The following is a 25,514-nucleotide window of genomic DNA, read 5'->3' on the forward strand; positions in this document are numbered from 1 at the left end:
TTTAGTAAATTTTTAAGGCTCTTGAATCTTCGGTTTGAATAACGGCGTGTTCAAGGTGAGTGTGTTACGAAGATCAAAATTGAGCTGTTGATCAAATATAGCGGAGCATATTGCCCTTAATGATGGATGTGATTCGTGCGAAAGCAGGAGTGAGATCGAGAGCGGCCCCGTCCATGTGCAGAGACAACTCATGAGTTGCCGTTGCTCATAGTCTGTGACCCGGTGCGAACGCGAGTATAGGAGTGCGAGATTATCTAGGGTTCCATCCTTAGCAAACTCAGCCAGGTTGAATGTTTCAAAGCCATAGCCCAACATTGCCGCCGCAGTTGCGAAACTGTCTAATACGGAGTGATAGTGGCTGGAGAGTTCTGACAGGCTTCCCTTCAACTCAATAAAGTAAGCATGGCCGTCATCGCATTTAACGAAAAAGTCTGGCGTATATTGACAAGATTTTTTGGTGGAGTCATACCTGTAACTGACGGGTTGTATGTAATATTGAGTGACGTGGTGTTGATACTCCAAAAGCCAACACATATAGGCTTCGTTGTGACTCTCGCAGATGAGTTGGACGTGATTTTTTCTCGATGGAAAGTAGACCAACGATTTGCCGAAGCGTTTTTTACGTACGTCGCGTGCAGGGGCGGCATGCGAAGGCCGCCAGTTTCGATCAAACATGATGACCACCCTCTGGTTTCATGATGAAGCGATGACCGTATTAAGTTGTTTCGCGTTATCGTCGCTGTTCTCTGTAGTAAGTGTCCTCTAAGAGCTTGGGCGTTTTTCCATCTCTTGTTGACGGTTGAAAAGCGGGTCTCGATAACTAAAATTTTCAAGGGTTCAACAGGTACTAAACACTAGTCCCTCTAGAGAAATAAAAATTGGTTTGAATACCTCTCATTTGAATGGCGATGAAATGATATTTGATCTTAAATGACGGCCCTTTATTGGTGGCTGATGGTAATGATTGCTGTAGCTTGATGAGGGTAAATGTACGCCTGGTTCATTCTTTTTTCTACTGGTAAACGATGATTGTTACAATTTTCAAAAATATCAATAAATAGAACGAGTTATATTGCTTCGTGTGTAAGTTATTTACCTTAGTTGGTAAAAGTTTACCTTAGTTGGTAAATACTTTGCGGTGCCAGTGATCAGTGTTCGTTTTCACGCGTGCCAAAAAGTGTTGACACTTCTGATGGTGGTGATGGCACCAATCGGCTGGCGTTTGCGGACCGGTCTGGAGAATGGCTTGGCGCAGTGCTCATGCTGTAAAGGTAAGCTGACGTGAGTTTTCGCCTGGAGCGCCATTCCTTAGCGACCATTGATTGACCATTGATGTGCTTCGCTTAGATCAACCGACGACTCGATGTATCGGACTAGCACTGCGTTCGGGGAGTATTACTGGACGTGATTTATTGCAGGAAACTGTTTCGCCGCTTTCCGCTTTGAAAGTTAAAGGGCTTCGTTCAGATAAGCTGGACACTGAATTTACTACTCACGCTATAGTTGGCTGGTTAGACACAGGCTTAGTTTAATTTAGCTGTGTTCAGTATTTTTTTGTGCTTGTCCCACTTTTCATCTTATGTTTCATTCGCTTTTTTGAAGGGGGGTCGTATATCGGGGATAGATGGTTTTACTTCAGGGAATGGTGTGTTGGTCTTATTTGTTCTGGAGAATATGGCTATGTAAACCGATTTTAGATCTAGGTGCGACGTAATCTGCGACTTCGCACTTAGTTGGTAAGTTGATGCTTAATTGAAGATGTTGCTTGGCTGCGTTAGATAAGGCGGCTAGTTAATTTTTTGGCTTTGTAACGCCGATTTTAACTTCATAGCAGTTTTATTGTTTGTGTAGCAGCCGCTGTATGTTTAAACGTCGTTCCTCCTCTTTATATCTGCTGAGCCGTTTGCTTTCGCGGGCCCGCTCACCTTACGTATTCGCGAGTAAGAGCTGCACTAATACCAAGTCAGTTGCTTATGGGGCATCGCTAGCGCTGGTTTTTGGAAAATGCCAAGTGTCACATGTTATTGCCGGTGATTTGGCGGTCCTTCGGAGCATTCAACCAACGGTGCAACGCTTATGGCAGCAGTAGCCAAACGCTAGCGTTGGGCCACCAACCTTGTTTGATTTTTTACCTTAAGGTGTATTGATGTCTTTATGCCATACACAATACTTTTTTGAACTGTGGTACGTTGCATGTAATTACAGTGTACAAAGCTTGTGATCGAACGCTAGTTTGTAAGGCTTGTTGATGCGGGATAATCTAAAGTTACCCAAGGTGATGACCGTTTGTCGGGGGAATAGTCGAAAATTCGGTATCATTTGACGGGTAACCAGCGATTATTCAGGGCGTAGGCCCTTGCGATCATTCGCCTCCATGACAGCTTTACTTATAACCTAGGCTTAACTTTCAAGTAGTTTTGATGCCGGTTGGGCATTTAAAACTCCAGCATCGGCAGGTGTTTAGTTACATACAATAATACGACACCTTGCAAAAGTATGCCGCTGTCATTCTGCCGCGCAGTAAATAGGTGGTCGACGAACGCTGAAGCAGCCCGCCCTCACGGCGGTTTCGTGCCGTCTGGAGTGGCGTTTCCTCATCGTTTAATGCCGGCTTCGAGCTGAAGGGGCAGCCGAATGCGACATGCGCGCATGAGGTCGAGCTTGAGCTGGGCCAGTCCCAAAGGAGGCCTCGGCGGTTGAAATGGTTGAGGAGGAGCCTGCAGGAGCGTCCACGCTGGCGATGAGGTTCGACACGGTCATCCTGGTGCTTGTTGCTGTATGTAATGCCACACCCCACCCGCGAGCGTACACAGGATTCCGGTGGTTTCATTGGCCTCACGCTTGCAGTATGTTGAACTTCGCTGTCGCGTTGTTCTAATGACGGCCACCTGATAACGATTGGCCGGACGTGGGTGTACGGTCCTGCTCATCACGGCGTTCCACTCGCGGCGGGTGTCCGAAGATGTCTGATCAGCTTCTGAGATACGGTAGTTACCAATGGTTTGAAGAAACCGCAGAGGAGCTTCCGCTCAACGCGAGTGAGGTCGAGGTGCGCCTGGCTATCGCCGAGTTCGTAATCCGGCGGGTGGCCGGAACGCCGGCTGGGGAAGAAATTTTCAATGGGTTGTTACAGTATTTTGAGAATCGATATCCCCAACACAAACTGCTTTCGCATTATTTGCTCAGCCCTGGCTACTTGGCCCCAGACGCCAAGGACCTTGAGCCAGAGGCGGAAAAAACGACTTTGGGATTTGGCGCACTCGATGAGCGGCTGATCAATAACCTGCGCCATCGCGATGAAAGCCAGGAGCCACCCGGCCCGCTGGCGGGTGTCGGTCCGGATCTCCCGCCTGGCGACACTCGCCGTCGAAAACCGTAAGTCAGCAGTCCTGACAGTGACAAAAGCGGATCGACAGACGATAACGGCTCGTCTTCGGCTGTGATAAAGGGGGTAATTCACTCCCCCGTTGTGGCGTTTCGTGGGGTACAGCTCGCTTTCGATCTTCACTCCGGCGTCATCATTACCGCGAGGGTCATCTTGATGAATTCTTCATTTCGGTCGATCGCCACCAGGGCGCCGCGGACGTTATCCGCGACTTCAACCGCACCACGCAACTCTACCCAGTTTGAAAGTTCGAGGATGGCCGCTTCCAGGGCGAGTTGGTTTTCATTGAGCTTGGACAACAGGGAAGGCAGCAGGTCTGAGGTGGGCATGGTGTTTCCTCCGTGAAGGGCAAAGCGTAGCAGGGCGTGGCGGCCTTCGATGGAATTAGCTGGCAGTTGCTACTTGTGGAAAGCAACTGAGGCTGGGAGGGGTAGCATGACGGTCATAGAGCAAGCGGTAGACGCACTGCAAAAGGCTAGGAAGGTGGTCTTTTTCACCGGCGCTGGCATCTCTGCCGATAGCGGCATTCCCACGTACCGCGAAAAACTGTCTGGAATCTGGGCAGGATACGATCCAAGGGATTTAGAGACGGCCAAGGCCTTTCGGGAGAACCCCGCATTGGTGTGGGGATGGTATCTGTGGCGGCGGCTCCGCGTTGCTCAAGCAGTGCCCAATGCCGCACATCGTGCAATACCGCGGATGGCTAACTCCCAGTGCCAGGTGTCTGTTGTCACCCAGAATATTGACGACCTCCATGAGCGAGCCGGCTCGTTAAATGTGGTGCATTTGCATGGCAGTTTGGCAATGCCCAAATGCTTCGCCTGCCATCGGCCTGCGGTGGTGTCACCCGATCAATCAGCAGTGCCGGATGAAGGTGCGCTGATCGACCCTCCTAGGTGTCAGCGTTGTAACGGCAAGATGCGTCCTGCGGTGGTCTGGTACGGAGAGGATTTACCAGCCCAGGCTTGGAAAACTGCGGTGCAGCTGGTGAAAGATTGCGATCTGCTGGTCTCCGTCGGCACCTCCGGGATCGTCATGCCTGCCGCAGGCCTTCCCGATCTTGCGTTGGCGTCTGGAGCTTCGGTCATTCATGTGAACAAGGTTGACGTTGCAATGGGTGAACCGAAGGAACTCATGCTGATGGGGGCTGCCGCCGAAGTACTGTCGATGCTGCTCGAAAGGATAGAGACGGGTAAGACCAGGAAGCTTGAGCGTTGAAGCTGCGTTTCGAACACACGTTTCTGATCTGACCATTAGACCGCTACAGGCGGACGCTGAGGACGCAGGTTTATAGGGAATTATAGAGCGATTATAGAGCGACTACAGGTGACCGAATCTGGTCGCCTTGTATTGGACTGACGACCTCAACGCGTGGAGGCTTAAATGACGATGCCATTTGAACGGAGCAGGTCCGTCGCACAAACTCATGCTTTCCTGACGGAACTTGCTCGCGACACAGAAGTGCCCGAGCGGATTAGACAAAACGCTCACTTCCTTTTACGCCACTTTCCCACAAAGCAGGATGTTCTGCGGGCGGGTCTTATTGAAGAGCAGGCGAACAAATTAGGGGTAGGGAGTATCTGCCCCGTTTTTTGCTCCTCAACTGAAGACTGGTAGCAGCCATCACGGCAGGCAACTTCCGACCTACCCTGTGTGAAACGTCTGAAACTGCTCAATTTTCTGATCGTCTGGAACATGGTGGAGACGCTTATGCAGCGATTCATTTAAGGCGAGGCTCGGACGCAGGTCGTCTTGGTGCCGAAGTGCCTGGATGACTACGTTGCCAAAGAAAAGCCAGTGCAGGTGGTCGACGTTTTCGTCGATGAACCCGATCTGGGTACTCGGGTTTGTAGAGGGTTGAACGGAGTTTCGTGGGGCGCTTATGTTGGCGGGTACGATGTGCACACTGCCATGCGGCGTGTGGACGCCGACGCACCGTTCGGTGACTGGCGGTGTCACCCGGGTGAGTCAAAATGACTGCACTACGGACGATTTCGTACTGCGCTACGGCCTATGTTTTTACAGCTGTACAACGTGGTGAATTGCGGCTGGAAGTCAGTGGTTCAACAGGTATGAGAAAGCAAGATTCTCAAACCTAATGGCGTTTTTGGCGCGCGGAGGCGCAATTGGCGGTACGCCGGGGAGGAGAGTGGTGGTGATTCACGAAAAAGCCCTTGCCGATCCGAGCGATTGCGTCGATGTGCAATCGGGTTTTAGGTGTAGGCTTGAGGCGGTTGAGGGTGGAAAAAACTTTGCTGGGAGCCATCAAGCTCAGCGCGGCTGGACCATGCACTGCCTGGGTGAGGAGGAGGAGATGACGATGCCAAGCGAGCGCACGCGCGCGCTGATACAGACGCGAGACTTTCTGGCCGAACTTGCTCAAGATCCCATACTTGCAGAATCGATCCGACGTCAGGCCCGTCAACTGTTACGGCATTATCCCCATGCAAACGAGATACTGCGGGCAGGGCAACTCGACGAGCAAAGAGTCGACCGACTGACCGAGCCCTTCTTGAGCTCAAGTACCGATTAACCGCATTGACTCCCCATCATCGGCCAAAAAGCCGCTGATCCTGAGCCATTGATAGGTAGTGATTGAATAATCCATCTCGCTATCCCCATTTGCACTACAGATTCACTCATTTCTCAATGGGAGTACTACTGAGCGGGAGTTAGCTCATCGTCGTCGACCATATGGGTTCTTCGCCCATAGAACAGGTAGCAGCCTATTCGTGCAAAAAAATAGGCGCGACCTCCCCAACTTAGCCATTCCCACAACAAATCTTGCCTGTAACGCTAAAAAACTATGACCGACTATCCGACGAAATGCCCGCTTTTCTGGAAGGTCTAGAATTTACGAGGGGGATCACTTCAACGCGTCCTTACAGTCGAGAGGTTTACGATGAACATCGTATCTTCGATGGCGTTGGTGCTAGCGGTCGGATGGATCTCCGGATGTGCAACTACATCAGACAGTCAGATTACCTCCGTTCCCCTAACCGCCACTCTATATAACCCCGGGCATATGGCACAGGCCACCCTTGCGCCGATGGGCAATCAGACAGACATCAGGTTATTCATTGGTGGGGTACCGCTTGGCAGCGGTTCTCCAGCGCGTTTGTACACATATGTTTACACGGGAAGCTGTTCAAGCCTTGGGCCTAAGCCTGCTTATGATTTGAATCAGAGTGTGAGCTCGCAGTTTTATTCGCCGGAATCGAGCGCACTCGACAGCCGCGGTATCCATCTGCGCAAAAGCGTTCCCGTCGCCTATGAAACGCTACGTTCCGGTGGTTATGCATTGGTTGTGCGAGGAAGTCCGGCCGACGGCGGTCACGATATTTTCTGCGGCAATCTGGGCTGAAAATATCTTCACAGAGGAGTCGCCAACCGTCAGGCATAAAAGACGCCGCTCATCTCGCGATGGGCGGCGTTTTCTATTGCGTTGTAGCATTAGGCTTGAACGACCGGAATGTTGGCTTTCGCTGCAGCTTCACGGAACTCGGCGATTTGGTCGAAGGACAGGTAGCGGTAAACATCGGCCGCCATGCTGTCGATCTTGCCAGCGTATTCCATGTACTCCTCGACGGTCGGCAGGCGACCCAGGATGGAAGCAACGGACGCCAGCTCAGCCGAAGCCAGGTACACGTTCGCGCCGTCACCCAGACGGTTCGGGAAGTTACGGGTCGATGTCGACACCACAGTCGAGTTCGGCGCTACACGTGCCTGGTTACCCATGCACAGCGAGCAGCCTGGCATTTCCATACGAGCGCCAACCTTATCGTAAATGCCGTAGTAGCCTTCACCGGTTAGTTGGTGAGCGTCCATTTTCGTCGGTGGCGACAGCCACAGACGGGTTGGCAGCTGACCCTTGACCTGATCCAGCAGTTTACCGGCGGCGCGGAAGTGGCCGATGTTGGTCATGCACGAACCGATGAACACTTCGTCAATCTTCTCGCCAACCACGCTGGACAGCAGACAAGCGTCATCCGGGTCGTTCGGCGCGCAGAGCACAGGCTCCTTGATGTCGGCCAGGTCGATCTCGATGACTTCGGCGTATTCGGCGTCAGCATCGGCTTCCAGCAGCTCAGGGTTGGCCAGCCAAGCTTCCATCGCTTGAGCACGACGTTCCAGGGCCCTGGCATCGCCGTAGCCTTCGCCGATCATCCAGCGCAGCAGGGTGATGTTGGATCGCAGGTACTCAGCAATGGCTTTTTCCGGGAGCTTGATGGTGCAACCGGCAGCCGAACGTTCAGCCGAGGCGTCAGACAGTTCGAACGCTTGCTCGACGGTCAGGTTATCCAGGCCTTCGATCTCGAGGACGCGCCCCGAAAAAGCGTTGATCTTGCCTTTCTTCTCTACGGTCAGCAGGCCAGCCTTGATTGCGTAGTAAGGAATGGCATGGACCAGGTCTCGCAGGGTGATACCCGGTTGCATCTTGCCTTTGAAACGCACCAGGACCGATTCCGGCATGTCCAGCGGCATGACGCCGGTGGCTGCTGCGAAGGCGATTAACCCGGAGCCGGCCGGGAACGAAATACCGATCGGGAAACGGGTGTGCGAGTCACCACCGGTGCCGACGGTATCCGGCAGCAGCATGCGGTTCAGCCAGCTGTGGATGATGCCGTCACCCGGCTTGAGCGACACGCCACCACGGTTGCGCATGAAATCCGGCAGGGTGTGGTGAGTCGTTACATCGACAGGCTTGGGGTATGCGGCGGTGTGACAGAAGGACTGCATCACCAGATCGGTCGAGAAGCCCAGGCACGCCAGGTCTTTCAGTTCGTCACGGGTCATAGGACCTGTGGTGTCCTGGGAACCCACGGTGGTCATCTTCGGTTCGCAGTAGGTGCCCGGACGGATGCCGGTCACGCCGCAAGCCTTGCCGACCATCTTCTGCGCCAGGGTGTAGCCCTTGGTGCTTTCAGTCGGTGCTTCAGGTTTTTTGAACAGGTCCGAAGGTGGCAGGCCCAGCTCGGCGCGAGCCTTCTCGGTCAGGCCACGGCCGATGATCAGCGGGATACGGCCGCCGGCACGTACTTCGTCGAGCAGGACCGGGGTCTTCATTTCGAAGGTGGTCAGGACTTCGTCGGTGCCGTGCTTGCAGACCTTGCCAGCATGCGGATACAGGTCGATCACATCGCCCATGTGCATGTTGGAAACGTCGAATTCGATTGGCAGTGCGCCGGCATCTTCCATGGTGTTGTAGAAGATCGGAGCGATCTTGCTGCCGAAGCAGAAACCGCCGGCACGCTTGTTCGGCACGTAAGGCACGTCGTCGCCGAAGAACCACAGCACCGAGTTGGTCGCCGATTTACGCGAAGAACCGGTACCGACTACGTCGCCCACGTAGGCAACAGGGAAGCCGCCGTTGCGCATTTCTTCGATCTGCTTCATCGGGCCGGTGACGCCTTGTGCGTCAGGCACGATGCCGTCGCGAGCCATTTTCAGCATGGCCAGGGCGTGCAGTGGGATGTCAGGACGGGACCAGGCATCGGGAGCAGGGGACAGGTCGTCGGTGTTGGTCTCGCCGGTGACCTTGAAGACGCGCAGGCTGATCTTGTCGGCCAGGGTCGGACGCTTCACGAACCACTCGCCGTCAGCCCAGGATTGCAGCACGGCCTTGGCGTGAACGTTGCCGTTCTTGGCTTTTTCAGCCACGTCGTGGAAAGCATCGAACATCAGCAGGGTGTGCTTGAGTTCTTCGGCGGCTACTGGCGCCAGTTCGGCGTCGTCCAGCAGGTTGACCAGGGTCACGATGTTGTAGCCGCCCTGCATGGTGCCGAGCAGTTCAACAGCGCGCTTCTTGTCGATCAGAGGGGAGTTGGCTTCGCCTTTGGCGATGGCGGAGAGGAAGCCGGCCTTGACGTAGGCTGCTTCGTCCACGCCTGGCGGAACGCGATTGGTGATCAGGTCAACGAGGAAAGCTTCTTCGCCAGCCGTGGGATTTTTCAGCAGCTCGACCAGGCCTGCCGTTTGTTCGGCGTTAAGTGCCAAGGGCGGAAGCCCTTCATCGGCGCGTTTTTTCACGTGATGGTTGTAGGCTTCAAGCACTGCAGGATCTCCGGTTTTTATGTGTGTAATAGAAGTTGAGTGTCTGTCGTGAACGGCACACGGCGATGAATTAAGTGCTTAGCGCACCCATAACCATTGCAGTGAGTTGGGTCGTCAGCTGCGACGAGCCCAACGGTAGGGTTTCATCGAACCAGAACGCCACGCTGGAAAGCATGGCAAGCACCGTTTGGATAGCAGTCGGTAAGTGCTGTGAGCGAAAGACTCCGCTCTGCATACCTTTACTAATGATGTTGCTTAAACAGCTGCGGTAGCGCTTTAGGAGCAGCTTGATTTCTGCCCTCGATGCGGCGTCGAGGCTGCGCAACTCCAGATTGCTCAACAGCGATAGGGATTGGTGCTGAATGTGGACCTTGATATGAACGCGAATGAACGATCTAAGCTGCGCCAACACGTCTTTGCTCTTTCTCACCTCACGTTCAACACTCTTCAGAAGGTCTTGCAGGTGATCGTTGATCATCTCAAACAGCAGCGACTGTTTACTCTCCAGATGGTTGTAGAGCGAACCTGCACTAAGACCGAGCGGCGCCGCCAATTGGCGCAAACTGACATTGCCATAGCCTTCAGTGACAAATAGGTGCAAGGCAGTATCACGAATCTGCTGATGGCGGTCCCGAGTTTCAGAGGAGGGGTCGACTCTCAGGTGTTCCATTTTTGGCACCTGCGGATTCTTGGCGAGATCAAGCGGTGCAGAAACTTGGGTAGAGGCTCGGTGCATGATGGCGATCCAGAATTTGTGAGCCTTGCGGACTCAATCCTTGGGCGATTTCAGATTTTTACATATATATCATATGCATGATTAGTTATTCCAGCACCGGTCCGTGATCATCGCGCGCGAACACTTCAGGTGGCTTGATCACCAACAGCAGCGGCATGACCGCCAGAGAAAGCAGCATCAGCAGCTTGAAATCGTCCAGATAGGCAATCCAGACGGCTTGAGTGCTGATCATGCCGTCGAGCATGGCGCGGCCGCTCACCGTTACCGGGTCGAGGATATTGTTGAGTGGCCAGGCGTGGAGCAGGCGATTGAACCCTGTGATATGTGCGCCGATCAGCTCGTGGTTGATCTGGGTGTTTTGCACCAACAGCACGGTGACGATGGAAATCCCTACACTGGAACCGACGTTGCGCGACAGGCTGTAGAGCCCGGTGCCGTCGGCTCGGAGCGAAGCGGGCAGTGTGGCGAAGGCAATGGTGGACAAGGGTACGAATAACAGGCCCAGGCTCGCTCCCTGGATGAAACCGACATAGATGATGGTTTGCATCGACACCTGCGGTGTCCAGCCTGTCATCAGCCACATGGAACCTGCGGACAATGCCAGTCCGCAGAACAGCAGCCAACGGGTGTCGACCTTACCGATCAACCGCCCCGTGATGTACATCGTTGCCATCGTGCCCAAACCACGCGGACCCATGGCCATGCCGGCCTTGAGCACCGGATAACCCATGAGGTTTTGCAGGTAGGGCGTCATCAGCGCCAGCGACGCCAGGTAGGTAATGCCAATAATGAAAATGAACACCACGCTGAGGCTGAAGTTTCGATCCTTGAACAGAGCGAGGCTTATAAAAGGGTCTTTGGCGGTGAAGGTGTGAACCAGAAAAATATACAGGGCCGACAGGGCTATCACGGCTTCGAGCACGATCTCCGTGGAAGCAAACCAGCCCAGTTGCTCGCCTCGATCGAGGAATAACTGGGTGGCCATGATCGTGACGCTGAGCGAGCCAAAACCCAGCCAGTCCAGACGTGATCCCTTGTCCGCCGGGGTCTCGACGACATAGCGCAAGATCCCCGCCAAAGCCAGGAGGCCAATAGGCAGGTTGATGAAAAACACCCAGCGCCAGCTCAGGTTTTCGGTGAGCCAGCCGCCCAGCATCGGCCCCAATACCGGACCGACCATGACCGAAACACCGAACAGCGCCATGGCCGACCCACGCTCTTTGAGCGGATAAATATCCAGCAGGATGCCTTGGGACAGCGGCACCAATGCGGCACCCGCAAGCCCTTGCAACAACCGAAAGGCGATGATTTCCCCCAATGACTGGGCGATGCCGCAGAGTATCGACGCCAGGACGAAACCGATAATGGCCCACAGCAGCACGGTCTTGCGCCCGAAGCGCCGGGCGAGGAAGGCCGATGGCGGTGTCATGATTGCAGCGGCGACAATATAGGAGGTCAGCACCCAATTGATTTGATCGGCACTGGCCGAGACGCTGCCTTGCATATAGGGCAACGCGACATTGGCGATGGTGGTGTCCAGCGCCTGCATGATGACCGCCAGGACCACGCAGACGGTAATCATCGTCCGTTGCGTGGAGGGCGCCATGGCCGTACCACTGTCATTCATGAGGCGAGCTCTTGGTGGCCAGTGCGTTGGCCATGAACTCCGGCAGGCCGCGGGAACGACCGGTATCGATATCGGCCTCGACACTCATGCCATGACGCAAAGGTGGTTTGCCGGCCGTGTCATCGATATGTATACGAACAGGGATTCGCTGCACCACTTTCACCCAATTTCCCGTGGTGTTCTGTGCAGGCAAGAGGGCGAAGCTCGACCCGGAAGCGGGGCTGATGCTCTCGACTCGGCCATGCCAGATGACCCCCGGGTAGCTGTCCACCGTGATGGTCACCGGTTGGCCTTCCTGCATGTGGGTCAGCTCAGTTTCTTTGGGCGATGCCGCGACCCACAGGCGATCGCTCGCGACCAGGCTGAAACCCGATTGTGGTGGTTGCAGGTACGCTCCGGGAGACAGCGAGTCGACATTGGTGACAATGCCGTCGAACGGAGCGGTCACTGTCGCGTTCTTCAGGTTGCGCGCGGCCTCATCGATCCGCGCCTGGGCTTGGAGGTAGGCGGGTTGAAGCTCTAGCGGCGAATCAATGCGTCCACCGAGTTGGGCCAGAATGGTCTGTGCCTGAGCCTTGGCTACCGCAACTTTCTGCTGCGTGGTTTCCAGATTGTGATGGGCATCGTCGTAGAGGGTCTTCGATACGGCGGAGACACTGACCAATTGTTCCAGGCGTGCCAGGTTTTTCTGGTAATAGGGGATTTCCGCCTGGGCCTGAGCGATCTCGGCCTGTGCTTGGGCGTAGCTGGCTTTGAGATTCATGATCTGGTTACGCACATCAGCCAGTTGTGCCTTGGCACTTTGCAAAGCAATTTCGAAGGGTTCAGGGCGTAAGCGGAACAATACCTGACCTTTGGTTACGCTCTGGTTGTCAGTGACCTCAACCGACTCGACGATGCCGGCGACGTCGGTGGAAACACCCACGCGATCCGCCTGGATATAAGCATTATCGGTGCTAATGACTTGGCCCCCGGTGACATACAGCCAGGCGGAGCCAGCAAGCACCGCTGGCAACAATAGAAACAGTCCGAGGCGCACTCTCTGGCGTGAGGGTGGCAAAGCGCTGTCCTGAACCGGCTGAGCAGGGGCTTGCGGCTGTGCCTGCTGGGAGCCGGACGGTGTGGAAGGTGACCTTTCAGCCTCGACGGGCTGCAATCGAGTGGCATTACTGGTCATTTACGGGCTCCTCATCTTCAACCGGCCTTGCGCAGGCTTCGATCAAGTTCTCACGCATGCGAGCTAGAAACTGCTGCAGCAGTTGGTGCTCCTGTTCGGAAAAATCAGACATCGTTTCATGGCGCGTTTTTTCGCCAAGCTGACGCATCAGCTGCAGCAGTGGATGTGCCGCTTCAGTCAGAAACAGCAAGCTCATGCGCCGATCGGTTGGGTGAGGCCGCCGCTCGATCAAACCGCGTTCCTGCATTTTGTCGAGCAATCGCACCAAGGTGATGGACTCGATTTCCAGCAAATCGGCCAGACCTTTCTGGTGAATGCCTTCGTTATGCGAAAGCTTGGACAGCACCTGCCACTGAGATCGCGTGAGTCCTGCCTGTCGGGCGCGCTGTTCGAATCGCTTGCGCATCAACCGCGCCACATCGTGCAAGACAAAACCGATCGTCTGTTGAGTCGTCATCAAAATCACCGAAAAATACATAAGCATGCTTATGATAGTTTGCCTTATCAGATGCACGCTATCTATTTTTCAGTGGTGATTTTTCAGTGGACATGCCCATTGAATGAAAATGGAAATGTTGGAAAAAGCTACTGGGTATCAAGCATAATCATATGTATGATGCTGATGATTTTTGTCGAGTGAACCGAGTGGCGTTATCAACGTCAGCACCGCGTACTCAACACAAAATCAACAGCAAGCCACGGCCTACGGCAAGAACCATAATAATTAGAGGCGTTCCGTGAAAACTCTCCTGTATCCCGCTATTTCGCTTATGAATCGCCTGAGTTTCGGCCTGAAATTCAGCCTGATCAGCATCTTGTTTTTTTTGCCCATGTTGGCGACTAACGCTTATCTGATTCGAGATGCCTACGCCCAATTCGTAGGTACCAGGACGGAGTTGAATGGGCTGGAGCTCCTCAAGGGCACATTGCAAATTCGTTACGACATGCAAAGCCTGGAGAACCTCATTCGACTCCAGAACCAGGTCGGCTTGGCCAATCAAAGTGAAGAGTTGAACAATCGCATTGGCCGCCAGACTTCGAAACTGATTGAGGCCCTGCAAAAGCTCAAGGCCATAGCGCTGACTGGCACTCAAGTCGAAGACATCAATGCCAAGCGTGATGCTTTGGTGGAATGGTTGCGCGCTGCACGCGCTGATACCACGCAAGTCAAGCAGCAGCACGAGATCAAGCAGCAGCTGGCGAACGTCCAGATCCTGGTGATGTCGGTAGTTTCCGGTACCGGGATTTCACTGGATCCCGACCCGAGCGAACGCAAACTGATTAACCTGATAGTGGACAGCGCCGACGACGTCACGCTTGGGTTGGGGGATGTCCGTGCGCTAGGTGCGTATTTGTTGGCCAGCGGTTCCAGGAGCTCGGGCACCCTTACCAAGGTGGAGGCTGCGTTACAGCAGCAGGAGAAGCTGCAGGCGGAATATGGACAACATATCGAGGGTGCGCTGGTTGGCAATAGCAAGGCCCAAACGGCGTTGCAGGCGAAGGCCGCTGTCAGTCGCGACTCATTGACAGTCGGTGGCGGCTTGTTGGACAGCGAATCGTTGAAGGAGTCTGCCGACAACGTGGCATGGCCGGCATTTTATGACTCATTGAGCGCTGAAATTGAGAAAACCGGCCAGTTCACTGATGCGGTGCTGTCCTACCTGGATGGGGAGCTTCAGCGGAGACTGGCCGATGATCAACAACGAATGGTCCTGTTAGTCAGCGCGTTGCTGCTGGTATTTCTTCTCATTGGTTATCTTTACGGCGGCTTTTACGTGTCGATGTGCAGCACGTTAAAAAGCTTCAGTCTTGTCATGGACGACGTGGCGGCCGGCAACATGACGGCCAATGTAAAGATCCAGAGTCAGGATGAGCTGGGAGAATTGGGGAAGGTTATCAACGGGACCATTGGCAAGATCAATCAATTGATTCAGCGAGTGGGACAGACGGTCGTCAAAGTGAAGGGGCAGGCAGATCGCGTCGAGCTGGTTTCCAATGAAAGCAGTCAGGCTGTCTCCGACCAGCGTCAGCAGATCGAGCAAATTGCAACGGCAATGAATGAGTTGTCCGCCACTGCTCAAGAGGTGGCACGCAATGCGACTGCGGCAGTGGTCAGCGCGCAGGGGGTCAGTAAAGAGGTTGTTTCTGGCCGTACTCTGGTCGAGTCCCAGGTCGAAAGTATTCAACAACTGGCCGGCGAAATTGACCAGTCCGTGGTGGTAATCAATCAACTGGCCAGTGATAGCAGTAGCATCAGCCAGGTTCTTGATGTGATCAAAGCAATTGCAGAGCAAACTAATTTGCTGGCGCTCAACGCCGCCATTGAGGCGGCCCGGGCCGGGGAGCAGGGGCGCGGTTTTGCCGTTGTTGCCGATGAGGTGCGCAATCTGGCCAAGCGCACACAAGTGTCCACCGAAGAAATCGAACAAACGATCAGCAAATTGCACAACGGCGTCAGTGCCGCGGTCAAAGTGATGAATGCCAGTCACAGGATGGCCAGCAACACGGCCAATCAATCCACGCTGGTGCAGCGGGCTTTGGAGAACATCTTTAACGCGGTAGGCACGATCGTTGACCAGAACCAGCAGATCGCCGCAGCCGCGTCAGAACAAACGGCAGTCACTCAAGACATTGATCGCAATATCGTGCAAATCAACCAGGCCGGTGATCGCACGGCTGGCGGTGCTTGCCAGACAGAGCAGGCGAGCCGCGAGCTTTCCCTGCTGGTGGGTCAACTCAAGGAGCTGATCGGTGCCTTCCGGGTTTGACGGAGACTGATGCGCGGGTTGAACCAGTCAGTGCGTTGCATGCTTACACGTTCAATTGTTGCCTTCGCGGCGTAGCACCGAAGGATTGATTCCCGTCCATTGCTTGAACGCACGGCTGAAAGACCGGGTTTCTGAAAAACCAAGCTGCTCGGCGGCATCAGCGAGGCTTAGATGCTGATTTGCCAGCAGCTCGATGGCCTGATCGCGGCGTAGATCGTCGAGGATCCGTTGAAAGCTCGTGCCTTCCTGCTGAAGGTTCCGGTGCAAGGTTTGTGTACTCAGGCACAGTTGGCTGGCAATGGCTTGGAGGCGAGGCAAACCCATCCGTAATTTCAGTGCATCAGCCAGCAGCGCACGAACCTGGTTTGAACAGTTTTCCTTGGCATCGGGCCAGCCGAGAATGCCTTGTCCCATCAGCCGGTCAACGTTGGCGTGCCATTCGGCGCGCGTACGACTGATTGGCGTTGTCCAGTACCTGGTGTTGAGAGTCATTGTGTTGGTCGCCTGACCAGGGAGCCAGTCTCTGCGTATGTAGTGCAGCAGACGACTGGCGTCGGGAGCGTCAGGACGGGTAGAGGACAATTGCCGCACGGGCAGCAGCGCACCGATGCTCCAACTGAAAAAACGATGCAGGTACAACATGTAGTAGTCGCAGAGAAATCCCATCGGGTCCAACTCAGGCTCCGTCACCATGACACTCAGTTCGATCTGTTCGTCCGAGAGAGTGCAACGTACTTCGATGTCATCCGTCACGATCCGGAAGAAGTTTGCGACTTGCTCCATCGCCGCGCCCATGGTGCTGCAACCCAACGCCAGATCGACCATCATCGCGCAGGTCCCGCGCTTGGCGCGGTGCCGCGTGAGGCCGTACAACTCGTCGTCGAGTACTTCGGTGGTCGCCCTCAGCAGCCTGGCAAACTGATGCGCTTTGAGCGGGGCTTTACTGGAGGCGAACTCCTGCAAGCCAGCGGCTTCCCAGATGTGCTCCAAGGCTATCTGGTGACGGCGTGCCCCCATCAGCAACTGGTTGGTGGCGTAGCGATAGTTACCGCGCAGCGACCATGATTCATTCAAGTTTTCAGCCATGGGGTTCGCATTCAAATATCGGTGATGCAAAAAGTCGTTTTTTGTCCTTCATACCAAGCCTCGCATTATCGATAGTGTCGTATCAATGTCCATAACAAGAGAACAATAGGATGATTACGGATCTTAGCGATCAGCACCTGCGCTTTCGCGACCGTGTGCGGACCTACATGGTCGAGCAGATGATGACGGCCGATTTCGAAGCCGAACTCAAAGACCCCCTCTGGAGTCATGGAGGCGGCCCGATCTACTGGCAAAAGCTTGAGCAACTGGGGCGCGACGGCTGGATCAAGATGTCCTGGCCGAAGGAACTGGGCGGCGAGGGCGCCGATCCGATCGAACAGTACATTCTGGTCGAAGAGTCCAAGCGCGTGGGCTTCCCATGGCCGGCACTCTCGGCAAACTCCATCGGCCCCATGGTTGCCCGCTACGCCCAAGGCGAAGTGCGCGAAAAGGTCGTGGGTGAAATCCTGTCGGGTTCCGCCTATCTGGCCATCGGCTATTCAGAGCCTGGTGCAGGCAGCGATCTGGCCAATCTGCGTACCCGTGCGGTGCGTGATGGCGATGATTGGGTCATCAATGGGCAGAAAATCTGGACCAGTTGCGCCCCTTTCAGCCAGTACATCTGGTTGGCGGCACGGACCGACCCTGATCCAGCCAAGCGTCACAAAGGTATTACGATCTTTCTGGTACCGACCAATACTCCGGGTTATTCCTGCACAACTATCCATACCTTGGGTGTTGATACCGCGGCGACCTACTATCAGGACGTACGCGTTCCCGACAGTTATCGTGTCGGTGAGCTCAATGGCGGTTGGTCGTTGATCACCGCACAGCTCAATCTCGAGCGTCTGGCGCTGGTCAACTACGGTTACGTGGCCATGCTCTACGACCACACCTTGAGCCTGCTCAAGACCCATGAAGACTTCAAGCATCTGCTGCAACTGCCTTGGGTACAGCGCAATCTGGCGCTAGCCAAGGTCAAGCTCGAAGGTCTGAAAATGATGTGCCTGAAAGCGCTGTGGGTGATGAACAACGGCGGCAGCGGGATGGTTGAGGCCTCCTCAACCAAGGTTTACGGCTCGCAGGTGTATGTCGAGTTGGGCCGACTGATGGGCGAAATCATCGGTTCGCAAGGTTTGCTTCGCGAAGGCTCGGACGTGATTGTCAGCGGTCTGATGGAGAAGCTGTATCGCAAGGGCAGCGTGCTCACTTTTGGCGGTGGCGCCAATGAAATTCAACGGAACATTATCGCGCAGGCCGGCCTGAAACTGCCTCGTTAGGAGATTTGTATGGATTTTTCCCTGAGCGCCACCCAGCAACAGCTGACAGAGTTGGCGACGCGATTGTTTACAGACCAGGCGACTCAGCCACGTCTGCGAGCGGTGGATGCCACCGGATACCATGACACCGAACTCTGGGCTCAACTGGCCGAGACGGGTTTGCTAGGCATCCAACTCACCGAAGCCCAAGGGGGCGTAGGCGAGGATTTTGAAACCCTCTGTGTTTTTCTTGAACGAGCGGCGCAGGCTGTGGCACCGGTGCCTCTGTTGGAGGTTTTGGTTGGCGGTGCTTTGCCGTTGCTGGCACTCGGCAACGCGCCTGTGCTCGACGTGTTGTGGCCGCAGCTGGCCGCGGGTGAGGTTGTATTCACCAGCGCTACAGCGGAAACCCGGCAAAGTGAGTTGCTGGACGTCAACACCCAGGCGCAATTGGTAGACGGTCAATGGCGGCTTTCAGGTTGCAAGCACCGTGTGGCAGTGGCCGACCGACCAGGCGTGTGTTGGACTCTGGCTCGCTATACCGATGGCGTTGGCGTGTTTCTGTTTGACTTGCAAGCGGCGGGTATCGAGCGTCAACAGCAGACCACGACTACCGGCGAGTATGTCTTTACTCTTTCGCTGCAAAACGTGTCAGCCAACCTTCTGTTAAACGCTGCAGCGGCTCCGGCATTTGTCGATAATGCGCAATTGCATCTGTTCGCAGCAGCCACCGCGATGGCCGTGGGTGTTTGCAGCGCGATGACTCGTATGGGGGCTGAGTACACGTCCGAGCGGGAACAGTTCGGACGTCCTATCGCGACGTTCCAGGCAGTGGCTCATGAACTTGCTGATTGCCATATCGATACCGAATGTCTGCGAGGATTGATGGAGCAAGCGGTCAGCCGTTTGAGCCGTCCAGGTGACGTCGCATTGGCAACCGAAGCGGTACTGGCGGCAAGTGCCTACGCTTGTGAAGCCTTGCACCGTGTCAGCCATGCAGTGCAACAAGTGCACGGTGGTACGGGTGTGGATCGGGACTATCCGTTGTTTCGTTACTGCCTGCTCGCCAAGAAGCTCGAGTTGGTGCTGGGCGGGCAATCGGCGCTGCTGGCTCGGCTGGGTGGCCTCATCGCTAATGGATGACGTATAGCCGGACAGGGACAGGGACATGGCTTGGCCGCGAGTAACTGCTTCGCTGTCAAGCCATGTGCTGGTAGTTGAGCAAAGGCCTGGTGTTTTATGTTTTCGCTAAACAAGAAGGGGGCACGGATATAGATCCGCGCCCCCTTCTTGTTATCTGAGTGTGTTACCTCAGCGGTTTTTCCACAGTGGTTTGCGTTTCTGTGCGAAGGCCATGGTGCCTTCGATACGGTCTTCGCTGTTTACGACCCGATCGATTGCTTTATAGGTACTACGCACAGCGTCGTTCTCGCTGGCAAATTGCGCTTGCTCGTTGAGCAATTGCTTACTCAGGCGAATCGAGTTGGGTGACGCTTCAAGCAGCACTTCGGCCAGCTCGCGGGCCACTTGCAGTGCCTGCCCGGCTGGAGCAAGACGGTTAATGAAACCCAGGCTTCGGGCTTCCTCGGCACCCACTCGACGTCCGGTCAGGATCATGTCCATTGCTTGCTTGTAAGGAATCTGGCGGGTGAGACGTTGTAATCCACCAGCCCCGGCCAGTAAGCCGACGCGTACTTCACTCAAAGCAAACTGCGCTTCGCTGTCGGCCACCACCAGGTCACAGGCCAGCGCGATTTCGAAGCCACCGCCCATGGCATAACCATTTACCGCGCAGATTATCGGCTTTTCCCGATTCTGCCGCGCTGTCAAACCGCCAAATCCGTTGCGAGGCATCCACATGCGACGGCCGGTCGAGGCCGCCTTCAGGTCATTACCGGTACAGAAGGCTTTTTGTCCGGCGCCGGTGATTATCGCCACCCACAAGCTGTTGTCGGCTTCATAGGCGTTGAAGATCTGGTCGAGTTCGTCATTGGCCTCAGGGATCATCGCGTTGTTGACCTCGGGGCGATTGATGGTGATCTCCAGCACCGGCCCGTGACGTTCAACAAGCACATGCTCGTAGCTCGATTGCAGTTTGATTGATGGGACAGGAACGCCTTTATCCAGTGCTTGCTGACTGATAGCGAAACGATTAATTCCCTGGTTCAAGCGCATGCACACGCGCTGGCCAAGCCCATCGTTCTCGACAAAGGCAAGCAAGGTCTGTGTGTCGCCTTTAATGCTGTTGGCGACGAAGCGCTCGCCGGTGCCTTCGAGGAGGCCGATGACAATGACTTCCTGCGGTCCGGTTTTATCGTGCAGTACGGTGTAGCTTTCCACCCGGCCCCAGCCCTTGGGATCAATCGTGAATGCTGGCGCGGGCAGGGCGTCGATATACGCTTGGCGTGAGCTGCTGTCGCAATGGTGCCATTCACGTGGCGTGGTCGAGTAAATCCCTACCGCGTGAGTCGAAAGAAAACCTCCGTTGGCACCGACCATGCCCATTGAGCCTGGATCGGCGCGCAAACGCTGCACCAGTTCCACCAGGGCATGGCTGGAGTAGTTGTTGCCGGGTCCACCAAAATACGGCAGGCCACCGGTCAGGGTCAGCCCACGTGGATCATCAGCGGCAAGCCCCAAAGCATCCAGTGCAGCGAACACTGCAATGGGGAAGCAACTGTAGATATCCAGATAACGAACTTGGGCGACCGTGACGTCCGCTTCCTGCAGTGCTTGTTCGTAGGCTTGTGCCATGGCCGTCGAGCTGCCCAGGTCTTGCCGTTCAAGCACATGGCGCTCGTCCAGTGCACTGTAACCATGCAGATACACCCATTTGTCTTCACTGATGCCCAGCGCGCGCGCCGTACCAACGGTCGTCAGCAGCAGAGCCGAGCCCAGGTTGACCTGATCTCGCGCCACCACTGAAATAGGATGAGGGTCGGCAATCATGCGATTGTCCGGACCAACTGTGGCGATGGCTTCGGCGTTCCAGGGCTTTTTGTTGGAAGCATGCGGGTTGCTTTGCGCCACGCGCGAAAACGGGGCCATCAGCTCACCCATCTTCGCGGCATAGGCCTCTCGCGACAAACCCAGGCGCTTGCGACGTGCTTGTTCAAGCAACGGATAGACCGTAGTCGGCATGATCAGGCTCTGATCATTCATATGCTTGGTTCGCATGGCGCCGACGTTCCAGTGGCGATCATCCAGCGGCTGCCCGTGCTCCTCAGCCCAGCTCAGCGTTTGCTGGCTGGCCTGTGCAGCACGTTGGGTCGAAGCCGCTTCACCGCCACACAGCAACGCCAGGCGAAACTCGCCAGCGAACAAACGCTCGCAGATCTCACCGACCAGTTTTTGAGGCTCATCGCCGCAGGCCGGTGAATAAACCGCTACCTGTGGCTGTGCGCCGAGCCGTTCGGCGACTGCGGCAGGCACATTGTTTGGGCTGCCAAAAGGCGCGCGCTGAGGGCGAAGCGGGGCGGGAGCGGAGTCGGCCACGGTACGAATAGCGTAGATTGCATCGATTTTGCCGGCCAATTGCTCGACGCTCAGAGCGTCAGCGCAGGCGACCTTCGCCGCCTGAGCTGCCAGGTCGGTGGGCGACCACTGGTGATAGTCGGCGTCGTCCAGGCGCTCCGACACTTGGCCCACGCCAATCACAATAGGGGTCTGGTCGCTGACAGATTTAAGGCTCATCGGATAGTCCTTTTTATTGATTGTGTTCAGGCCTTGAGGGCGGGTTCGGCCAGGGGGGTCATGTCTTCGAGATGACCATCGGCGATCAGCGTCTCAATGTCCGCGCGGCGCAGACCCAGCAAACGGGTCGCAAGCTCGCGAGTGTGCTCGGCCTGATAGGGGGCTGGACGAATCGTTGGGGCAGGCATATGGAGTGACTGCATCAGTCGATTCTCAGTCGGAAGTGGCGCCGGCAAACCAGGATGTTCAAGGGTTGCAATGAACTCGCGCGCAGCGAAGTGAGGATCCTCGCGGTACTCGCTCAAGCGCTGCATGAAGCCTGCGCTGAGGCCTGCCGATTGAAGGCGTTCGGTGACTTCGCGTGGCGTAAGTCGCGAAGTCCACTCGATGACCAGGGCATCCAACGTCTTCTGGTTGGCGAGCCGACCGTCGCGTGTGGCAAGCGATTTATCATCGAGCAGATCCTGGCGTTGGATGACGGCCAGAAACTTTTGCCATTGCGCGTCGCTGGCAACGGAAATTGCGCACCACTCGTCTTCACCGAGGCACGGAAAAATGCCTTCTGGTGCATTGTGCCGCGAGGTGTTGCCTTGGGCCACGAAGGATCCGGGTTGCAGCGATTCCTCGAGGAACTGTTCGGTATTGGCATTAATGAAAATTTCCGCTTGCGACAGGCTGACGTTGCCACCCAGCCCTGTGCGTTCGCGGCGGATCAGTAACGCGAGTACGCCTGTGACTCCGACCCGTGCGGCCAAGTGATCTGGATAGGTGGTCACGCCATCGGCGAAATAGTCCGGCAGTTCCGGGTCACGCCACAGGGAGGCGAGGCCGGTGCTGGCACGCACCAGAGGGCCATAACCAAGCGTGCGACTTTGCGGGCCAGTGTTGCCCATGGCGCTGCTCTCAAGCATGACCAGGCGAGGGTTGACCTCTTTCAGAACGTCATAACCCAGGCTGAGGGACTCAAGTGTGCCCGGTTTGAAATTAGAGAGCAGTACGTCGGACTTCTCTACCAACTGTTTAAACAGCAGGCGACCGGCTTCGCTGCGCAGGTTGACGCCCATGCTGAGCTTGTTGCGATGACCCTGGGCAATGGATGGCGTGATGGGTTCACCGGTCATTGACTGACGGCCGCCATCAGGAAATGCACGGTTTTCCACCTTGATGACTTCCGCACCCTGGTCGGCCATCAGCCGTCCAGCCTCGGCACCCGCGATAATCACACCCAGATCGAGGACTCGAATCCCTTCCAGTGGGCGACGCTTGAAGGTTGAGGCAAACGAGCGTACGGGATCACCGCAGGTATGGCCTGCCAGGGCTTTCCAGACGCTATCGTCATGTTCGCCCAAGGCGGGTGCCGGTTTGCGGATGCCCGCGCGCTGGCCGTCGAATTCCAGATAACCCGACGGCACACGCCCGGTCCGTCCCGGTGCTACCTGGAGGTCATCGAAGGCGCCACGGACTGCGAAATGCTCATCTTGCAGCACTTGGGCCGGCGTGGCGACGATGGCCAGTGGGACACCTCGGCGCTGGCCTTCAGCCAGCAACTCGACTGCGGTTGATTGGCTGAACAGCTTGCCAATCAGTGCATTGATCTCTTGAGCCACGGCCATACGCTTGGCGATGTTGGCATACATCGGGTCGCGGAAGGGGTGCTCATCGCCCAACCAGTCGCACATACCCTGCCATTGGCGGGGATTGAGCACGCAAAGGCGCATGTATCCATCCCGACAGGCGACAATCGGATAAAGCGGCACGGCGGGTGGTCGACCATGGGGAGTGGAGTCCAGGGCCGACTTACCGGCAGCGGCACTACCGGTCACACCCATCCCCGGGTCCATCAGCTGTGCAATGGCCTCATGAATTGAAAAATCCAGATGGTCGCCAACACCGGCCTGCAAACGTTGCCAGTGGCCCAACAATGCAACCCAACTTGCCTGGATGGCCGCGGACTCCCAGCACAGTTTGCCCGGTGGCAACAACGGCGAGTGACCGGGTTTACCCGAACGGCAGAGAACGCCGCCCATGGCGGTGTGCACGGCGTGTGAGGCTTTGAAATCGCGGTAAGGGCCAGTGAGGCCAAAATCGCTGATCGACAGTTGCAGCAAGTCAGGCTTGTGCTCGCGTAATGCTTCGAAGCCCAAACCCAGAGCCTCCAGTACTCCCGGTCCCTTGCCGTCGATCAGCAGATCGGCATGTTCGAGCAGGCGCTTGAAGTCTTCACGCCCTGCATTGTCCTGTAGGTCAATGACCACGCTTTGCTTGTTAGCGTGGTGGGTGACGAAGTAAAGGCTGACATCATCAAGCAGTGGTTCGCAGGCGCGAGAGGCGTCACCCTGGGGCGGTTCGACCAGAATCACCTGAGCACCGAAGTCGGCGAGCACACGCGCAGCCATATCGGTTTTGCCGTTGGCCAGTTCGATAACTCGCATGCCATCCAGGGGCAGCGCTGAAAGGGCGATTGTCTCGTCTTGGCGCATGGGTTCGATCCTCTTGGGTTAAACCGTTATTATTGTGATGAGGCTTTAATCATATATATCATTGTAATAGCTGCGCGGCAATGCTGTGTTGGCCATTGCCGCGCCAGGATCAGGCGCTCAAAACCCGTCGGGTTTCTTCTGCCACTTGCTGGGGGGTGATGCCGAACATCCGGGCGGCGTTCAATCCGAGCAGGGCTGCCTTGTCTTCCTCACTCAACTCGGGCACTTGCTCAAACATCCCGGCCACCAGCTCGCGCGAGTAAGGGAAGGTTCCCTCGCTGTGCGGGTAGTCGGTGGCGAACAGGAAGTTGCCAATGCCCAGGCCTTTGATGGTGAGCAGGCATCCCAGGTCGTTCTGGAATGAGCAGTGCACCTGGTCGCGGACAATCTGGCTAGGTTTGCGGCTAAGCTTGGGATGAATGGAAGGCGCATGACCCTCATAGACTTCGTCCATCCGCTCCGCCAGCCCCAGCAGCCAGCCGGCACCGGCTTCGACAAACAGAATGTGCGCGTCAGGGTTACGGTCCAGAATACCGCCGCCGATCAGTGCGGCAATCACGTCGACCGCATCGTTCATCTGCCGGGCATAGTTGAACAGGGCAGCGCCGGGGCCGCGAATGGCGCGCAGATTGACGTTACCAGTGCCGGTGTGGAACACCATCGGCACTTTGGCTTCAGCGCATAGCGCAACGAAAGTATCCCAGGCCGGATCGTTGTAACGGGGGGCGGAGTCCAGCCCGGCAGGGGGCATCATGACTGCACGGAAACCTTTGGCGATCACCCGTTTGAGCTCTTCGATACCGTCTTCGATGTTCACCAGCGGGATAATCGCTGCAGGTATGAGCTTGGAGCGAATACCTTCGAGGTAATCCCAGGCCCAGTCGTTGTAGAGACGGCAGGCTTCTCGTGAGGCATCACGGTCAGGAATGCGTGAGACCAGCAACCCCAGGCTTGGGAAAACGAGCTCCGCATCGACACCATCGCGTTCCATGTCGGCAAAACGCAACTTGAGATCACGTGCGCCGAGGCGACGTACATCCAGATCGTCAGAGTCGCCGACCTTATGGGTGTGGAAGTCCACCGGGATCTTGAAAATAACGTTGTTACCGAGCTTGTTCAAACGCATGCGTTTGTCGTCGATTTCGACGTTGGGAGCCCAGTGCTGGAGGTTGGCTGGCAGGCCCTTGGTGAACAGATCAGGCGGCTCGACGATATGGGCATCGCAGCTAAAAACAAAAGGACGCATCTT

Annotated in this window: 19 protein-coding genes and 1 pseudogene; 9 read left to right on the top strand and 11 right to left on the bottom strand. The window is 55.9% G+C overall.

Translation table 11 applies throughout. The features are described from left to right. Positions 1–12: 12 nt before the first annotated feature. Positions 13–675 carry a hypothetical protein gene (locus EJA72_RS10770; protein ID WP_157711445.1) on the bottom strand — a complete coding sequence of 221 codons (663 nt, stop codon included), beginning with the start codon at positions 673–675 and terminating at the stop codon, positions 13–15. A 2,287-nt stretch (positions 676–2,962) separates the two neighbouring features. On the opposite strand from EJA72_RS10770, the gene EJA72_RS10775 reads away from it, so the two are divergent. Beyond that, the gene (locus EJA72_RS10775) at positions 2,963–3,379 is read left to right on the top strand and encodes a hypothetical protein (protein WP_157711446.1); all 417 of its coding nucleotides are present in this window, start codon (positions 2,963–2,965) and stop codon (positions 3,377–3,379) included. Between the two features lie 125 nt (positions 3,380–3,504). Here EJA72_RS10775 and EJA72_RS10780 read toward each other — a convergent pair whose 3' ends face one another. After that, positions 3,505–3,714: a hypothetical protein gene (locus EJA72_RS10780; RefSeq protein WP_157711447.1), complete on the bottom strand. Its 210-nt coding sequence runs from the start codon at positions 3,712–3,714 to the stop codon at positions 3,505–3,507. A 106-nt stretch (positions 3,715–3,820) separates the two neighbouring features. Here EJA72_RS10780 and EJA72_RS10785 point away from each other — a divergent pair, with 106 nt between their 5' ends. The 4 genes from EJA72_RS10785 (at position 3,821) to EJA72_RS10800 (ending at position 6,749) form a co-directional block, all read left to right on the top strand. Then, positions 3,821–4,603, top strand: a complete 783-nt coding sequence (locus tag EJA72_RS10785) for an NAD-dependent protein deacylase (protein WP_157711448.1) — start codon at positions 3,821–3,823, stop codon at positions 4,601–4,603. Positions 4,604–4,774: 171 nt separating this feature from the next. Beyond that, a complete protein-coding gene (locus EJA72_RS29500; protein ID WP_306109993.1) occupies positions 4,775–5,002 on the top strand; it encodes a BPSL0761 family protein in 228 nt (75 codons plus the stop codon). A gap of 538 nt (positions 5,003–5,540) precedes the next feature. Then, positions 5,541–5,918: a BPSL0761 family protein gene (locus EJA72_RS29670; RefSeq protein WP_372240697.1), complete on the top strand. Its 378-nt coding sequence runs from the start codon at positions 5,541–5,543 to the stop codon at positions 5,916–5,918. Positions 5,919–6,287: 369 nt separating this feature from the next. Continuing rightward, positions 6,288–6,749, top strand: coding sequence for a hypothetical protein (locus EJA72_RS10800; protein WP_157711449.1), 462 nt, complete (start codon positions 6,288–6,290; stop codon positions 6,747–6,749). An 89-nt stretch (positions 6,750–6,838) separates the two neighbouring features. Here the strand turns inward: EJA72_RS10800 and acnB are convergent, their stop codons facing one another. From acnB to EJA72_RS10825, 5 genes are all read right to left on the bottom strand, one after another. Next, a complete protein-coding gene (gene acnB, locus EJA72_RS10805; protein WP_178129262.1) occupies positions 6,839–9,439 on the bottom strand; it encodes a bifunctional aconitate hydratase 2/2-methylisocitrate dehydratase in 2,601 nt (866 codons plus the stop codon). Positions 9,440–9,509: 70 nt separating this feature from the next. Further along, complete coding sequence (locus EJA72_RS10810; protein WP_157711450.1) at positions 9,510–10,175, bottom strand: TetR/AcrR family transcriptional regulator; 666 nt, start codon at positions 10,173–10,175, stop codon at positions 9,510–9,512. An 85-nt stretch (positions 10,176–10,260) separates the two neighbouring features. Continuing rightward, positions 10,261–11,802, bottom strand: coding sequence for a DHA2 family efflux MFS transporter permease subunit (locus EJA72_RS10815; protein WP_157711451.1), 1,542 nt, complete (start codon positions 11,800–11,802; stop codon positions 10,261–10,263). After that, positions 11,795–12,979 carry an HlyD family secretion protein gene (locus EJA72_RS10820; protein ID WP_157711452.1) on the bottom strand — a complete coding sequence of 395 codons (1,185 nt, stop codon included), beginning with the start codon at positions 12,977–12,979 and terminating at the stop codon, positions 11,795–11,797. The genes EJA72_RS10815 and EJA72_RS10820 overlap by 8 nt, the downstream gene beginning before the upstream one ends. Next, positions 12,969–13,457, bottom strand: a complete 489-nt coding sequence (locus EJA72_RS10825; protein WP_256679673.1) for a MarR family winged helix-turn-helix transcriptional regulator — start codon at positions 13,455–13,457, stop codon at positions 12,969–12,971. The genes EJA72_RS10820 and EJA72_RS10825 overlap by 11 nt, the downstream gene beginning before the upstream one ends. 1,303 nt (positions 13,458–14,760) lie before the next feature. Between EJA72_RS10825 and EJA72_RS29675 the strand changes: the two are divergent. After that, positions 14,761–14,886 (top strand): annotated as a pseudogene (locus EJA72_RS29675) (HAMP domain-containing protein); the annotation flags it as partial. Positions 14,887–15,033: 147 nt separating this feature from the next. Beyond that, entirely contained in the window at positions 15,034–15,747 is a 714-nt protein-coding gene (locus EJA72_RS29680) for a methyl-accepting chemotaxis protein (RefSeq protein WP_372240701.1), read from the top strand. Positions 15,748–15,798: 51 nt separating this feature from the next. On the opposite strand, the gene EJA72_RS10835 is transcribed toward EJA72_RS29680, so the two are convergent. Continuing rightward, entirely contained in the window at positions 15,799–16,833 is a 1,035-nt protein-coding gene (locus EJA72_RS10835) for an AraC family transcriptional regulator (protein ID WP_157711453.1), read from the bottom strand. Between the two features lie 110 nt (positions 16,834–16,943). On the opposite strand from EJA72_RS10835, the gene EJA72_RS10840 reads away from it, so the two are divergent. Both EJA72_RS10840 and EJA72_RS10845 read left to right on the top strand, forming a co-directional pair. Further along, positions 16,944–18,113: an acyl-CoA dehydrogenase family protein gene (locus EJA72_RS10840; protein WP_157711454.1), complete on the top strand. Its 1,170-nt coding sequence runs from the start codon at positions 16,944–16,946 to the stop codon at positions 18,111–18,113. 9 nt (positions 18,114–18,122) lie between these two features. After that, a complete protein-coding gene (locus tag EJA72_RS10845) occupies positions 18,123–19,235 on the top strand; it encodes an acyl-CoA dehydrogenase family protein (RefSeq protein ID WP_157711455.1) in 1,113 nt (370 codons plus the stop codon). 168 nt (positions 19,236–19,403) lie between these two features. On the opposite strand, the gene EJA72_RS10850 is transcribed toward EJA72_RS10845, so the two are convergent. From EJA72_RS10850 to EJA72_RS10860, 3 genes are all read right to left on the bottom strand, one after another. Continuing rightward, positions 19,404–21,785 carry an enoyl-CoA hydratase-related protein gene (locus EJA72_RS10850; protein WP_157711456.1) on the bottom strand — a complete coding sequence of 794 codons (2,382 nt, stop codon included), beginning with the start codon at positions 21,783–21,785 and terminating at the stop codon, positions 19,404–19,406. A 26-nt stretch (positions 21,786–21,811) separates the two neighbouring features. Further along, on the bottom strand, positions 21,812–24,265 hold the full coding sequence (locus EJA72_RS10855) for a CaiB/BaiF CoA-transferase family protein (protein WP_157711457.1): 2,454 nt from the start codon (positions 24,263–24,265) through the stop codon (positions 21,812–21,814). A 109-nt stretch (positions 24,266–24,374) separates the two neighbouring features. Further along, on the bottom strand, positions 24,375–25,511 hold the full coding sequence (locus EJA72_RS10860) for an amidohydrolase family protein (RefSeq protein WP_157711458.1): 1,137 nt from the start codon (positions 25,509–25,511) through the stop codon (positions 24,375–24,377). Positions 25,512–25,514: the final 3 nt, after the last annotated feature.

This window comes from Pseudomonas sp. PB120, assembly GCF_009761815.1.
Lineage (GTDB): Bacteria > Pseudomonadota > Gammaproteobacteria > Pseudomonadales > Pseudomonadaceae > Aquipseudomonas.

Bases quoted from the DNA above. Each gene is read 5' to 3' on its own strand.
- EJA72_RS10770 (WP_157711445.1), bottom strand. From the start codon at position 675: ATGTTTGATCGAAACTGGCGGCCTTCGCATGCCGCCCCTGCACGCGAC.
- EJA72_RS10775 (WP_157711446.1), top strand. From the start codon at position 2,963: ATGTCTGATCAGCTTCTGAGATACGGTAGTTACCAATGGTTTGAAGAA.
- EJA72_RS10780 (WP_157711447.1), bottom strand. From the start codon at position 3,714: ATGCCCACCTCAGACCTGCTGCCTTCCCTGTTGTCCAAGCTCAATGAA.
- EJA72_RS10785 (WP_157711448.1), top strand. From the start codon at position 3,821: ATGACGGTCATAGAGCAAGCGGTAGACGCACTGCAAAAGGCTAGGAAG.
- EJA72_RS29500 (WP_306109993.1), top strand. From the start codon at position 4,775: ATGCCATTTGAACGGAGCAGGTCCGTCGCACAAACTCATGCTTTCCTG.
- EJA72_RS10800 (WP_157711449.1), top strand. From the start codon at position 6,288: ATGAACATCGTATCTTCGATGGCGTTGGTGCTAGCGGTCGGATGGATC.
- EJA72_RS10810 (WP_157711450.1), bottom strand. From the start codon at position 10,175: ATGCACCGAGCCTCTACCCAAGTTTCTGCACCGCTTGATCTCGCCAAG.
- EJA72_RS10815 (WP_157711451.1), bottom strand. From the start codon at position 11,802: ATGAATGACAGTGGTACGGCCATGGCGCCCTCCACGCAACGGACGATG.
- EJA72_RS10820 (WP_157711452.1), bottom strand. From the start codon at position 12,979: ATGACCAGTAATGCCACTCGATTGCAGCCCGTCGAGGCTGAAAGGTCA.
- EJA72_RS10825 (WP_256679673.1), bottom strand. From the start codon at position 13,457: ATGTATTTTTCGGTGATTTTGATGACGACTCAACAGACGATCGGTTTT.
- EJA72_RS29680 (WP_372240701.1), top strand. From the start codon at position 15,034: ATGAATGAGTTGTCCGCCACTGCTCAAGAGGTGGCACGCAATGCGACT.
- EJA72_RS10835 (WP_157711453.1), bottom strand. From the start codon at position 16,833: ATGGCTGAAAACTTGAATGAATCATGGTCGCTGCGCGGTAACTATCGC.
- EJA72_RS10840 (WP_157711454.1), top strand. From the start codon at position 16,944: ATGATTACGGATCTTAGCGATCAGCACCTGCGCTTTCGCGACCGTGTG.
- EJA72_RS10845 (WP_157711455.1), top strand. From the start codon at position 18,123: ATGGATTTTTCCCTGAGCGCCACCCAGCAACAGCTGACAGAGTTGGCG.
- EJA72_RS10850 (WP_157711456.1), bottom strand. From the start codon at position 21,785: ATGAGCCTTAAATCTGTCAGCGACCAGACCCCTATTGTGATTGGCGTG.
- EJA72_RS10855 (WP_157711457.1), bottom strand. From the start codon at position 24,265: ATGCGCCAAGACGAGACAATCGCCCTTTCAGCGCTGCCCCTGGATGGC.
- EJA72_RS10860 (WP_157711458.1), bottom strand. From the start codon at position 25,511: ATGCGTCCTTTTGTTTTTAGCTGCGATGCCCATATCGTCGAGCCGCCT.